Source organism: Cryptosporangium sp. NPDC051539, from assembly GCF_044454545.1.
In the GTDB taxonomy this organism is placed as follows: domain Bacteria; phylum Actinomycetota; class Actinomycetes; order Mycobacteriales; family Cryptosporangiaceae; genus Cryptosporangium.
Genome location: NZ_JBITDV010000010.1, coordinates 223,748 through 236,894 on the forward strand (window position 1 = coordinate 223,748; position 13,147 = coordinate 236,894).

General features: G+C 71.5%; 11 protein-coding genes. 3 read left to right on the forward strand and 8 right to left on the reverse strand.

Annotation, left to right across the window (positions count from 1 at the left end; genetic code table 11):
* Window positions 1-44 precede the first annotated feature (44 nt).
* From glmS to rplM, 5 genes are all read right to left on the reverse strand, one after another.
* Window positions 45-1,946, reverse strand: coding sequence for a glutamine--fructose-6-phosphate transaminase (isomerizing) (gene glmS / locus ACIBZJ_RS29450; protein WP_395935259.1), 1,902 nt, complete (start codon window positions 1,944-1,946; stop codon window positions 45-47).
* A 55-nt stretch (window positions 1,947-2,001) separates the two neighbouring features.
* A complete protein-coding gene (locus ACIBZJ_RS29455; RefSeq protein ID WP_395935261.1) occupies window positions 2,002-3,366 on the reverse strand; it encodes a phosphatase PAP2 family protein in 1,365 nt (454 codons plus the stop codon).
* A gap of 46 nt (window positions 3,367-3,412) precedes the next feature.
* Window positions 3,413-4,756: a phosphoglucosamine mutase gene (gene glmM, locus ACIBZJ_RS29460; protein WP_395935263.1), complete on the reverse strand. Its 1,344-nt coding sequence runs from the start codon at window positions 4,754-4,756 to the stop codon at window positions 3,413-3,415.
* 121 nt (window positions 4,757-4,877) lie between these two features.
* Window positions 4,878-5,285 carry a 30S ribosomal protein S9 gene (gene rpsI / locus ACIBZJ_RS29465; protein ID WP_395935265.1) on the reverse strand — a complete coding sequence of 136 codons (408 nt, stop codon included), beginning with the start codon at window positions 5,283-5,285 and terminating at the stop codon, window positions 4,878-4,880.
* 38 nt (window positions 5,286-5,323) lie between these two features.
* Window positions 5,324-5,767: a 50S ribosomal protein L13 gene (gene rplM, locus ACIBZJ_RS29470; protein WP_395935267.1), complete on the reverse strand. Its 444-nt coding sequence runs from the start codon at window positions 5,765-5,767 to the stop codon at window positions 5,324-5,326.
* A 241-nt stretch (window positions 5,768-6,008) separates the two neighbouring features.
* Here rplM and ACIBZJ_RS29475 point away from each other — a divergent pair, with 241 nt between their 5' ends.
* On the forward strand, window positions 6,009-8,114 hold the full coding sequence (locus ACIBZJ_RS29475; protein ID WP_395935269.1) for a hypothetical protein: 2,106 nt from the start codon (window positions 6,009-6,011) through the stop codon (window positions 8,112-8,114).
* Here ACIBZJ_RS29475 and ACIBZJ_RS29480 read toward each other — a convergent pair.
* Window positions 8,083-8,739, reverse strand: coding sequence for a response regulator (locus tag ACIBZJ_RS29480; RefSeq protein ID WP_395935586.1), 657 nt, complete (start codon window positions 8,737-8,739; stop codon window positions 8,083-8,085). The two genes, ACIBZJ_RS29475 and ACIBZJ_RS29480, sit on opposite strands and share 32 nt — an antisense overlap.
* A gap of 5 nt (window positions 8,740-8,744) precedes the next feature.
* On the reverse strand, window positions 8,745-9,947 hold the full coding sequence (locus ACIBZJ_RS29485; RefSeq protein ID WP_395935271.1) for a sensor histidine kinase: 1,203 nt from the start codon (window positions 9,945-9,947) through the stop codon (window positions 8,745-8,747).
* Between the two features lie 101 nt (window positions 9,948-10,048).
* Between ACIBZJ_RS29485 and ACIBZJ_RS29490 the strand changes: the two genes are divergently transcribed.
* On the forward strand, window positions 10,049-10,741 hold the full coding sequence (locus tag ACIBZJ_RS29490; protein ID WP_395935273.1) for an ABC transporter ATP-binding protein: 693 nt from the start codon (window positions 10,049-10,051) through the stop codon (window positions 10,739-10,741).
* On the forward strand, window positions 10,738-11,469 hold the full coding sequence (locus tag ACIBZJ_RS29495; RefSeq protein WP_395935275.1) for an ABC transporter permease: 732 nt from the start codon (window positions 10,738-10,740) through the stop codon (window positions 11,467-11,469). Before ACIBZJ_RS29490 ends, ACIBZJ_RS29495 begins: the two co-directional genes overlap by 4 nt.
* A 14-nt stretch (window positions 11,470-11,483) precedes the next feature.
* Here ACIBZJ_RS29495 and ACIBZJ_RS29500 read toward each other — a convergent pair whose 3' ends face one another.
* Complete coding sequence (locus tag ACIBZJ_RS29500; protein WP_395935276.1) at window positions 11,484-13,103, reverse strand: ABC-F family ATP-binding cassette domain-containing protein; 1,620 nt, start codon at window positions 13,101-13,103, stop codon at window positions 11,484-11,486.
* Between the last annotated feature and the right edge of the window lie 44 nt (window positions 13,104-13,147).

Here is a 13,147-nt window from a genome sequence, read left to right on the forward strand (position 1 = left end):
TCAGCTCCGACGGCGGCCGGGGTCGGCGAGGCTGACTCAGCCTGCTACTCGACCGTGACCGACTTGGCCAGGTTCCGCGGCTGGTCGACGTCGTTGCCGCGGGCGGCGGCGATCTCGCAGGCCAGCACCTGCAGCGGCACGACCGTGGTGAGCGGCGCGAGCAGCGTCGTCGTCTTCGGCACCCGGATGATGTGGTCGGCGTACGGCTCGACCGCGGTGTCGCCCTCTTCCGCGATCACGACCGTCCGTGCGCCCCGGGCCCGCACTTCCTGGATGTTCGACACGATCTTGTCGTGCAGGATGCTGCGCCCGCGCGGGGACGGCACCGTGATGATCACCGGCACCCCGTCGTCGATCAGCGAGATCGGGCCGTGCTTGAGCTCACCGGCGGCGAAGCCCTCGGCGTGCATGTACGCGAGCTCCTTGAGCTTCAGCGCACCTTCCAGCGCGACCGGGAAGCCGACGTGCCGGCCCAGGAACAGCACCTGCTGCGACCCGGACAGGTCCCGGGCCAGCTTGCGCACCGGCTCCATCGTCCGGAGCACCTCGGCGACCGCGTCCGGCGTCGCCTTGAGCTGGTCGACGATCGCCGCGACCTCGTCCGCGTACTTGATGCCGCGGATCTGGGCGAGGTGCAGGCCGACCAGGTACACCGCGATGATCTGGGTGACGAACGCCTTGGTCGACGCGACCGCGATCTCCGGGCCGGCGTGCGTGTAGAGCACCCCGTCGGACTCGCGCGGAATCGTCGAACCGTTCGTGTTGCAGACCGCCAGGACGCGCGCCTTCTGCTCCTTGGCGTGGCGCAGCGCCATGATCGTGTCCATCGTCTCGCCGGACTGGCTGATCGCGATGACCAGCGTCGACCGGTCGAGCACCGGGTCGCGGTAGCGGAACTCGCTGGCCAGCTCGACCTCGACCGGGATACGGGTCCAGTGTTCGATCGCGTACTTGCCGACCAGACCGGCGTTGTAGCTGGTGCCGCAGCCGATCACGAAGATCTTGTCGATGTCGCGGAGGTCCTGGTCGGTGAGGCGGACCTCGTCCAGCGTGATCTCGCCGTGCTCGGTCAGGCGGCCGCGCAGCGTGTCGGCGATCGCCTGGGGCTGCTCGGCGATCTCCTTGAGCATGAAGTAGTCGTAGCCGCCCTTCTCGGCGGCCGACACGTCCCAGTCGACGTGGTAGTCGCGTACCTGGGCGGCCCCGCCGGCGAAGTCGGTGACGACGATGCCGTCCGCGGTGACCTCGACGACCTGGTCCTGGCCGAGCTCGACGGCCTCGCGGGTGTACTCGATGAACGCCGACACGTCGGACGCCAGGAAGTTCTCGCCCTGACCGCGGCCGGCGACCATCGGCGAGTTCCGGCGCGCACCGACGACGACGCCCGGCACGTCCCGGTGCACGACGAGCAGCGTGAACGCGCCCTCCAGCCGGCGGCAGACGATGCGCATCGCCTCGGCCAACCGGCCCGAGCCGGCGTCGGTGCTGGTGTGGCCGTAGTTCTGGCCGTCGAGCGACCAGTAGGCCTCGGCGATCAGGTGCGCGGCGACCTCGGTGTCGGTGTCGGAGCGGAACTCCACGCCCCGGTCTTCGAGCTCGTTGCGCAGGGCCGCGAAGTTCTCGATGATGCCGTTGTGGATCACGGCGATGCTGCCGTCGGCCGACAGGTGCGGGTGCGCGTTGCGGTCGGTCGGGCCACCGTGCGTCGCCCAGCGGGTGTGGCCGATCGCCGTCGACGCGTCCGTGTTGCCGACCGGGCTGTGGGCATCGGCCAGCGCGTTCGTCAGGTTGGCCAGCTTGCCGGCCTTCTTCTCCAAACCGATCCGGCCGTTGTCGATCACGGCGACACCGGCGGAGTCGTATCCCCGGTACTCGAGCCGGCGGAGACCTTCCACCACGATGTCGACCGCCCGACGCGGGCCGGTGTACCCAACGATTCCACACATGGAGCCGAGGTTACCCAAGTGACTACCCGGCTCCCTACGCCGGGATGACAGAGAGCTACTTTCGGCGAGGACTCCTGACCTTTCGGACAGCAAATCGATCGGGTCCCGGTGATCTGTGCAACAGGATCACCACCACGATCGTGAGCCACACCGCTCCGTAGGCGGCTCCGGCCAGCACGTCCGACGGGTGGTGCATCCCGCGGTAGACCCGCGAGAGGCCGACGACCGCGGCGAGCACAGCGACCCCACCGAGATACCAGGCCCGCCGCCCGCCCCCGACCAGCACCGCCAGCGCCCCGTAGCAGCACACCGTCGCCGCGGTGTGCCCGGACGGGAAACTGCTGGTCGGAGGCGCGAGATCAAGATGGGGCACCGGCGGCCGGGGACGATCGACCAGCGCGGTCACCAGCACGAATCCCCAGACCTCGCCGAGCACCGCGAACAGCAGCACGGTCGGCTCCAGCCAGCGCCGGTACATCAGCCGGGCGGCGAGCCAGCTCGCGACCGTGATCACGGTGATCGTGCCGGTCTCGCCGATCAGCGAGCCGAACGCGGTGAGGTCGTCGAACAGCGGGGCGCGGTGGTCGGCGAACCAGCGGTTCAGGCCGGTGTCGTCCGGAACGAACCGGACCAGCAGCTCGCCGATACCGGCAGTGACGGCCACGAGACCGATCCAGAACGGCACGATCCTCGGCAGCAGCCGGCCGGCTTCGGTGAGACTCCCCCACCACTGCGGCAAAGGGCGCGGGTCGTCGTCCGGCTCGGCGCGCTCGGGTTCGAGGCCGGTGCTGACCACGTCGACGGGCGCCAGCCCGGCGTCGCGTCGCCAGAGTTGGAACACGATCGTCGTGGCCGCGGTCCAGCCCAGGCCGACCAGGCATCCGCCGACGACGTCGCTCAGGTAGTGGACGCCGAGGCCGATCCGCGAGAAGCACACGATCGCGGTGACGAGACCGGCCGCCGCCCAGCCGAACGCCTTCCGATCCGGCCGGGCCAGGTCGAGCCAGAGCAACAGCAGCACCGCGCTGCCCACGCACGCACCGAGCGCATGGCCGGAGGGAAACGAGTATCCGTCCGCGTGTGCCACCGCGTCCGGCAGCACCGGTCTGGCGCGGGTGACCACCACTTTGAGAACGACGCCGAGCAGCGCGCCGCCCCAGGTGGTGACGAGGGTCCAGAGCGCGAGCCGTGGACGGTCGACCGCGAGCAGCCAGAGCGCGGCCACGGTGGCCCCGAGCCGGAACGTCGCCGGGTGGCCGACGGTGGAGATCACGTCGAGCGCGTCGACGAACCCTCGGTGGTCGACCGCGAACCGGTTGAGACCGTCGGCGACCGCGAGATCGAGCCGGGCCACCGGGCCGTCGACGTGTTTGACCACGATCGCCAGCAGCGCGACCGGCACGGCGGCGGCACAGGCCACCGCCAGCGCCAGTGCGAAGCGCCGGACGAGTCCCTGGTCGGCCGTTCTAGCCGACGTCAGCTACTACCTTCGCGATGCGCTGAGCGACGGCCTCGGCGTACTCCTGGCTCTTCGCCTCCACCATCACGCGGATCAGCCGCTCGGTGCCCGAGGGGCGGAGCAGCACCCGTCCGGTGCCGCCCAGCTCGCGCTCGGCCTCGGCGACCGCGGTCGCGACCGACTCGGCCTCGGCGACGGCCGCCTTGTCGGCCACCCGGACGTTGATCAGCACCTGCGGGAGGCGGGTCACGGCTCCGGCGAGCTCGGCGATCGTCTTGCCGGTGGACGCCATCCGGGCCATCAGGTGCAGCGCGGTCAGCAGGCCGTCGCCGGTGGTGGCGTGCGCGGGCATCACCACGTGCCCGCTCTGCTCGCCGCCCAGCGCCAGGTTCTGCGCCCGCAGCGCCTCGAGCACGTACCGGTCGCCGACACCGGTCGTGACCAGCGAGATGCCGGCGTCCTTCATCGCGATCGTCAGGCCCAGGTTGCTCATCACGGTGACCACGAGCGTGTCGTCGATCAGCGTTCCGGCGTCCCTCATCGCGAGCGCGAGGACCGCCATGATCTGGTCGCCGTCGATCGTGTTGCCGTCGGCGTCCACCGCGAGGCACCGGTCGGCGTCGCCGTCGTGCGCGACGCCGATGTCGGCGCCGTGTTCGAGCACCGCGGCCCGCACGACGTCGAGGTGCGTCGAACCGACGCCCTCGTTGATGTTGAGCCCGTCGGGCTCCGCGGCGATCGCGATGACCGTCGCCCCGGCCCGCCGGTACAGCTCGGGCGCCACGGCGGACGCCGCGCCGTTCGCGCAGTCGACGACGACCGTGATGCCCTCGAGCCGGTGCGGCAGCGTGGTGAGCAGGTGCTCGACGTAACGCTCGCCGCCGTCGGTGAGGTCACCGATGCGTCCGACCCCGGCACCGGCCGGGCGCGTCCACTCGCGGGCCGCGTTGTGCCGGATCGCTTCCTCGATCGCGTCCTCGATCTCGTCGGGCAGTTTGTGCCCGCCGCGCGCGAAGAGCTTGATGCCGTTGTCGGGCATCGGGTTGTGGCTCGCCGAGAGCATGACCCCGAGGTCGGCGCTGAGTTCGGCGGTGAGGTGGGCGACGGCGGGGGTCGGCAGCGAGCCGACTCTGGTCACGTCCGCGCCCGCGCTGGCGAGGCCGGCGCAGACCGCCGCCTCGAGCATTTCGCCGCTGACGCGCGGGTCACGACCCACGACTGCCCTCGGACGCGGCCCTTCGACTCCGGCAAGCACGTGCGCCGCAGCGACGGCAACCGCCATCGCGAGTTCCGGCGTGAGGTCGCCGTTGGCGAGGCCTCGTACTCCGTCGGTACCGAACAGACGACCCATCAGATCCGTCACTCCGCCGGGTTGGGAAACACACCGGCCGGTGGCAAGACAGCCACCGGCCGGGACAACATACCGAGCTGAAAAATCAGCGCTTCGAGTACTAGCGCTTGCTGTACTGGTACTAGCGCTTGCTGTACTGGGGCGCCTTGCGGGCCTTCTTGAGGCCGTACTTCTTCCGCTCCTTGACCCGGGGGTCACGAGTGAGGAAGCCGGCCTTCTTCAGCGCCGGACGGTCGTCGGGCTCGAGGATGATCAGCGCACGCGCGATCGCCAGCCGGAGCGCACCGGCCTGGCCGGTGATGCCACCGCCGCGCAGGCTCGCGACGATGTCGAACTGCTCGTTCTTCTCGAGGGTGACGAACGGCTCACGGATGAGCTGCTGGTGCACCTTGTTCGGGAAGTACTCCTCGAGGGTGCGGCCGTTGAGCTTGAACTGGCCGGAGCCCGGGATGATGCGAACCCGGACGATGGCCTCCTTGCGGCGGCCGACCGTCTGGACCGGCTTCTCCGCGACGACAGGGATGGTCACGCTAAAAATCTCCTACAGCTGGTCAGCGATGTCGCGGATTACTGGGCGACCTGGTTGATCTCGAACGGCGTCGGCTTCTGGGCGCTGTGCGGGTGCTCGGGGCCGGCGTAGACCTTGAGCTTGCTCAGCATCTGGCGACCGAGCTTGTTCTTCGGGAGCATGCCCCGGACGGCGAGCTCGATGGCCCGCTCCGGACGCGTCTCCAACAGCTCGGCGTAGCCGACTCGCTTCAGGCCGCCCGGGTAGCCGGAGTGGCGGTAGGCGACCTTCGTCTCGCGCTTGTTACCGGTCAGGGCGACCTTGGACGCGTTCACGACGACGACGAAGTCACCGGTGTCGACGTGGGGCGCGAAGATCGGCTTGTGCTTACCGCGCAGCAGCTGGGCTACGTGGGTAGCGAGCCGTCCGAGGACGACATCGTTCGCGTCGATGACGTGCCACTGACGCTGGACGTCTCCGGCCTTCGGGCTAAACGTACGCACGGGTCTACCTTGTCTCGTCAGTACTCTCGGATCCGCTGGCCGCTCACCGGCGGTGGAGCGCGCCGCAACCGGGTGGTTCACCCACGGAACGCGCAACAGCAGCCAAGGATACCCGGCAGATTCGAGCATGGTCAAAATCGGCGTGCCGAGGCGGGCCCGGGCACGACGTAGCTTCTTAAGAGTAGTCCGGTGCCCGTGGATGCGACGCACAGTTGCTGCGCAGGGTAGCTAGGCTCGCGTCATGAGCACGCCGCCGCCTCCGAGCCAACCGGGTTGGGACAGCCCCCCAGCGCGTCGGCCCGGTGCCGACGAGCGCAACGCCGACGAGCCCGGGCCCGACGGTACCTCCCAGCCTCCGTACCCGGGCTACCCGCAACCGGGGGGCTACCCCCAGCAGGGGTACCCCGACCAGCACGCTTACGGCGCGGACTCCGAGCAGAGCTGGTTCGAACCGTCGCGCACGCAGCAGTCCCAGCAGGGGTACCAGGAGACGCCGTCGGGCCAGCACGCGGCGCCGGGCGGGCCTGCGGGCCGCCCGGCTGACCAGCAGGGCTACCAGGGGCAGCCGGGCTATCCCGACCAGGGGTACGGCGGCGACCAGCAGGGGTACGGCAACCAGCAGGGTTACAGCGAGCAACCGCCGTACGCCGGTCAGCAGGGGCCGCAGGGGTACGCCGATCAGGGTTACGGCACACCGCAGGGCTACCAGGCCGACCCGCAGGGCTATCCGGCCGAACAGGGCTATGCGCCCGAGTCCCAGGGCTACCCGGCCGGGCCGCAGGGGTACCCGGCCGAATCCCAGGGCTACCCGGCCGGGCCGCAGGGCTACCCAGCCGGGTCGCAGGGCTATCCGGCCGAGCAGGGTTACGGCGGCCAGCAGCCGGGCTACCCGGGCGAACAGCAGGGCTACCCGGGCGCGCAGCAGGGTTACTCCGGCGCGCAGCAGCAGGACTACGCCGACCAGCAGGGGTACCAAGGCGGTCAGCCGGGCTACGGCGATCAGCCGGGATACCCCCAGGGGTACGGCAACCAGCCGGGTTACCCCGCCGACCAGCAGGGATATGCCGCCGACCCGCAGCAGCAGGGATACCCCGACCAGGGCCACGGCTCCCAGCCGGGCTACCCGGGCGGCTACCCGACCGGCCCGGCCGGGTACCGCGAGACCCCGTCGGGCAGCTACCCGACCGGCTACCAGGAGGCCCCGTCCGGCGGCTACCCGGAGGCCGGCTACCCCGGCACCGGATACCAGGACGCCGGGCGCCAGGACGGCGGGCGCCAGGACGGCGGGCGCCAGGACGGCGGCTACCCCGACGGTGGTTATCAGGCGCAGGGCTACCAGGAGGGGCCTTCGGGCTACCAGCGGCAGCCCGAGCGCTACGGCCCGCCGCCCGGCGCCCCCTCGAGCGGCATCCCCGCCAGCGGCATGCCCACGAGCGGCATGCCGGCCAGCGGAATACCGTCCAGCGGTGCCCCCGCGGCGTACCCGCCGCTCGAAGGCCCGAGCGGTGACCCGTACGGCCAGAACTACGGCTACGGCGGCAGCGGTTTACCGGTCCGGGCCGAGAACGACCGCACCGCGGTCACCCCGACCCGCCGTCCGCTCAACCAGCCCCCGCCGGACGAGCCCGGCGGCCGCGGCAAGCTGATCGCGATCATCGCCGGCGTGGTCGTGCTGGTGCTGATCCTGGCAGCCCTCGGCGGTTGGTACTTCCTGCGCGACGACGGCTCGACCGACAAGGCGGCCGCCCCGAAGCCGTCCGCCACGACCGGCGCTCCCAGCCCGAGTACCGCGCCCTCCAGCGCGGCCCCGACCTCGTCGTCCGGCGCGTCCGACAAGCTCGCGTCCCGGACGACCGACCCGGCCCCGCTCGAGCTCACCGCGCTCAGCCAGCCCAAATACACGATCCCGACGAGCGGCAGCTACACGCGCACCGGCCAAGACAAGGTCGCCAACTGCGGCACCTCTGTCGACGGTGCCGCGGTCGCGTTGGTGAAGAAGCTCAAGTGCTCCGAAGTGACGAGTGTCACCGCGGTGAACACCACGACGAGCTGCGCGGTGACGTTCGGCGCGCTGAACTTCCCCGACGCCGCCACCGCCGCCCAGGCCGAGACCGCGATCAAGGGCAGCACCGCGGGCAGCTTCGTCCCGCGCCGGCACAACGTCGCGGCCGAGGGGCAGTCGGGCAAGAAGGACTGGTGGTTCTACCGCAAGGCGTACGGGCACTGGCTGGTGTTCTCCAGCGGCGCCTACACGTCCGGCAAGAAGGCGGAGAAAGACCAGGTCATCGACGGTTGCGCCCAGGATTTCCTGTACTTCACGATCGACGCTCTGGACAAGCGGAAGTAACCAGCAACGCGATCTGCACCCGGTTCTCGCAGCCGAGCTTCGTCAGGATGCGGCTGACGTAGGTCTTGATCGTCGCCTCGGTCATCTGCAGGCGGGTGCCGATCGCGGCGTTCGAGAGGCCCTCGGCGACCAGGTCGGCCACGTCCCGCTCGCGGCCGGCCAGCGTCGCCAGCCGGGTGCGAGCGGCCCGGCGGCGCTCCGCGTCGCCGGGCTCGACCATTCCGAGAACGATCCGGGCGACGGCCGGTGACAAGTAGGCCTCCCCCGCGTGCGCGGCACGCACCGCCGCGATCAGTTCGGCCGGCCGTGCGTTCTTGAGCAGGAACCCGGCGGACCGGTGCCGCACCGCCCGCACGACGTTCGGCTCGCCTCCGAACGAGGTCAGGACGACGACCGGCAGCGCGGGCTTGCGCCGCCGCAGTTCTTCGACGACGCCCAGCCCGTCGAGCAGCGGCATCCGAATGTCCACGAGCACCACGTCCACCCCCGGCGCGGCAGCCCGCTCGACGGCGGCACGCCCGTCCGCGACCTCGGCGACCACCGAGAGCCCCGGATCCGACTCCAGCACCGCCCGGATCCCGGCCCGGATCAACGGTTCGTCGTCGGCGATCAGCACCCGGATCACGGTGTTCACCGCACCCCGAGCATCATCGCCGCGGGCAGAGCCCCGAACAGGATCGCCGCGGTGGCCGCCCCGAGCACGAACGAACGCACCCGATCGATCGCACCCTCCCGCCCGTCGAGTCCCTCGTCCCCGAATCCGCCGGGCCCGGCGGTCGGCGCCACGACCGGCGCGGCGGTCGGTGCCACGACCGGCGCGGCGGTGGATGGGGCGGTGGGTGCCGCGGTCGGAAGCATCGCGGTCAGGCGGAAGCGGCCGCCCTCCCACCGATGCGCGAAGGCGCCGCCGAGCGGCCGGAGGCGCTCGTCGAGGCCTCGGAGGCCGTACCCCTCACCCGCCGGCACGCGCGGCGCCGGGTTTTCCACGCTCAAGAGCAACGTGTCGTCCTCCCACTCGAGCGTGACGCTCACCGGCGCGCCGGGCGCGTGCTTGCTCGCGTTGGTCAGCCCTTCCTCGATCACCCGATAAGCCGCCCGTTCGACCGAGCCCGACAGCAACCCCACCGGGCCGCTCCCGCGCAGCGCGATCGATCCCCCCGCCCGCCGATACCGCTCCACCAGCCCGTCGATCCCCCGAACCCCCGACGCACCCGGCTCCCGATCCCCCTCCGCGGGCCATCCCTCGGCCTCCTGCGCCTCCGAGCTCACCGATTCCCGCCGCTCCCGGGCCACCGCGTCACGCGGGCCGGAGCTCGGGGTGCCGGGCGGGGACGGGGGGTCGGCGCGGAGATCGCCGACCACGGTGTGGAGCTCCGTCGCCACCTCGCGGACCTGGGTGGCCAGCTCGGCCACCGCGGCCCGGTGCTCCGGCGGGGCGTCACCGACCTCGATCGCGGCCGCCCGCATCGAGACCAGACCCAGACGGTGGCCCAGTGCGTCGTGCATGTCCCGGGCGATCCGCAGGCGTTCGCGCAGGCGTTCCTGCTCGGCCAGCAGCGCGTGCGACCTCCGCAGCTCGGCGTTGCGCTGGCGCAGCGCGGTCAGCAGCCGGACGTGCTGCCTGCGGTAAGCGCCCGCGGCCAGCGGCAGCACCACGAACACCAGGTAGGTGACCGCGAGTTGCGGTGCCATCGCGGGCTCGGCGACGGCACCGGTCACCGGCACCCCGGCGGCCCCGGCGGCGACTCCACCCACGAGCCAGCGGGCCCGCACCCACCGCCCGGCGGCGAACGCCGTGCCCAGCATCAGCACGTACAGGATGAGCGCACCCATGCCCAGCAGGCTAAGGGCTCCGGGCACCCGTCAACGTTCGTCGCGAAGTCCGCCAACTTTCGCCGGCTGTCCGGCGGCGGCGCGCGGCCTAGCGTCAAGAAATGCTCGAACTGCGGGAACTGTCCAAACGCTACCGTCGTACGACGGCGGTGGACGCTCTGACCTGCACCATCCGACCCGGTCAGGTGACCGGGTTCCTCGGCCCGAACGGCGCCGGGAAGTCGACCACGCTGCGGCTGATCCTCGGCCTCGACCGTCCGACGGCCGGCGCGGTGACGATCGACGGCCACCGGTACGCGGACCTGCGCCACCCCCTGCGCCACGTGGGTGCGCTGCTCGACGGGCCGGCCGCGCACCGCGGACGGTCGGGCTACGCGCACCTGCTCTGGCTGGCGCAGTCCAACCGGATCCCGGCCGCCCGGATCGACGAGGTGCTCACGCTGGTCGGGCTCGACGACGTGGCGCGACGCCGGACCGGCACGTACTCGCTCGGCATGAGCCGGCGGCTCGGGATCGCGGCCGCGCTGCTCGGCGATCCGCCGATCCTGCTGTTCGACGAGCCGACGAACGGGCTCGACCCGGAGGCGATCCGCTGGTTCCGGACGATGGCCAGGAACGCCGCCGCCGAGGGCCGGACCGTGCTGGTTTCCAGCCACCTGATGAGCGAGATGGCACTGACCGCCGACCACCTGTTGGTGCTGGCCCGCGGGCGGCTCCTCGCCGACTCCTCGCTGGACGACTTCGTCGGCGACGCCGGCTCGCTCGAGGACGCGTTCCTGAGGCTGGTCTCGTGATCCGCGCTGAGCTGACGAAGCTGTTCTCGTTGCGGTCGGCGGCGGTCCTGCTCGGGCTGGCCGTGGTATCGGCGGCCGGGCTCGGTGCGCTGCTCGGTTCGGCGATGCGCGACGTGCCCGACGACCGGTTCGAGCCGGTGTTCACCGCGTTCTACGGACTGACGCTGGCCCAGCTCGCGCTCGTGGTGTTCGCGGTGCAGGCGGTCGGTTCCGAATACCGCTCGGGGACGATCCGGCTGTCGCTGGTGGCCGTGCCACGCCGGGGGGCGTTCTTCGTCGCGAAGGGTCTGGCCGTCACGGGCTCGCTCGGGGTGGCCGCGGCCCTCGCCGTGCCGGCTGCGTTCTTCCCGGCCCGGGCCGTGCTCGGCGAGCGGGGAGTCGGTCCGGGAGACGCCCCCCTCGTCGGCGCGTGGATCTACCTGGTGCTGATCGGGATGTTCGCCTTCGGCGTCGCGACCGCGCTGCGCAACCCGGTGGCGTCGCTGGGAGTGCTGCTTCCGCTGCTGCTGCTCGGCTCCCAGGGGCTGGGCAACGTGCCGCACCTGAACACCGTCACCCAGTACCTGCCGGACCAGCTCGGCTGGGTGATGCTGCACCTGGCGGGCCCTCAGGACGACCCGCGCTGGGCCCGCGACTACGGCCCGTGGACCGGCCTGGGCCTGCTCGGGGTCTGGGCCGCCGCGGCGCTCACGGCCGGCTACGTCGTGCTGCGCCGCCGCGACGCCTGATCCGCACTGTGCGGCTAGCGGGCTCTCACCACCCGCCCGCTGTCCCACACCGGTTCGGTGGTCTCGCGGACCTCGCCGTCGGCGGCGAACGACAGGTACCGGTCGAAGCTTCGCGCGAACCAGCGGTCGTGCGTCACCGCCAGCACCGTGCCGTCGAACGCGGCCAGTCCTTCCTCCAGCGCCTCGGCCGACTGCACGTCGAGGTTGTCGGTCGGTTCGTCGAGCAGCAGCAACGTGCAGCCGGCCAGCTCCAGCAGCAGCACCTGGAACCGGGCCTGCTGCCCGCCGGAGAGCGTCGCGAAGTCCTGGTCGGCCTGGGACTGCAGCCCGTACCGGCGCAGCGCCGAGATCGCCTTCCCCCGGTCGACGCCCCGGCGGGTGCCCGACCCCCGGTTGAGGATCTCGACCAGCGGCTTCCCGACCCATTCGGGGTGCTCGTGGGTCTGCGCGAACAGGCCGGCGACGACCCGGGCCCCGAGCCGCCACGAGCCCGTGTGGGCCACCTGGTCGCCACCGAGCAGGCGCAGGAAGTGGCTCTTGCCGCTGCCGTTCGCGCCCAGCACCGCGACCCGCTCGCCGTAGTAGACCTCCAGGTCGAACGGCTTCATCAGGCCGCTGAGCTCGAGCTTCTCGCAGATCACGGCCCGGACGCCGGTGCGGCCGCCGCCGAGACGCATCTTCACCTGCTCGGAAACCGGTCGTTCCGGCGGTGGCCCGGCCTCTTCGAACTTGCGCAGGCGGGTCTGCATCGCGTGGTACTTCGCCGCCATCGCCTCGCTGTTCTTGGCCTGCTGCTGCAGCGTCCGGACCAGATCTTTGAGGCGGGTGTGCTCCTCGTTCCAGCGCCGGTGCAGCTCGTCGAGCCGGTCGAGGCGCGCGCCGCGCGCCGCGTGGTAGCTCTCGAACCCGCCGCCGTGCACCCAGGCCGAGTGCGCTTCGAGCGTGACGACGTGGGTGGCGGTGCGGGCCAGCAGCTCGCGGTCGTGGCTGACGAACAGGACGGTCTTCGGCGTCTCGACCAGCCGCTCCTCCAGCCAGCGCTTGCCCGGGACGTCGAGGTAGTTGTCGGGCTCGTCGAGCAGCAGCACCTCCTCGGGGCCACGGAGCAGCGCCTCCAGCGCGAGGCGCTTCTGCTCACCACCGGAGAGCGTGCGGACCATCCGGTGCTGAGCCCGGTCGAACGGGACGCCGAGCGCGGCGACGGTGACCGTGTCCCAGAGCACCTCGGCGTCGTACCCGCCGGCGTCACCCCAGCCGGACAGCGCCTCGGCGTAGCGCAGCTGGGTCGGCTCGTCCTCGCGTTCCATCATCGCGAGCTCGGCTCTCTCGAGCTGTTCACCGGCGGTGCGGATCGCGGCCGGGGCCAGGCTGACGAGGAGGTCCCGCACGCTGGTTTGATCCCGCACCGAGCCGATGAACTGGCGCATCACGCCGAGCCCGCCGACCGTGGTGACCGATCCCTGCTGCGGCGTCGCGTCGCCGGAGATCATTCGCAGCAGCGTCGTCTTGCCCGCGCCGTTCGCGCCGACGAGCGCAACGGTTGCGCCTTCCCCCACCCGGAAAGACACCTCGCGGAACAGTTCACGACCGTCGGGCAGTGTCTGCCCCAGCCCAGATACTTCGACGTAGCCCACGGGGGGATGATTCTCCCTGAACCCCGCCCGCTGGTCATCCCAGT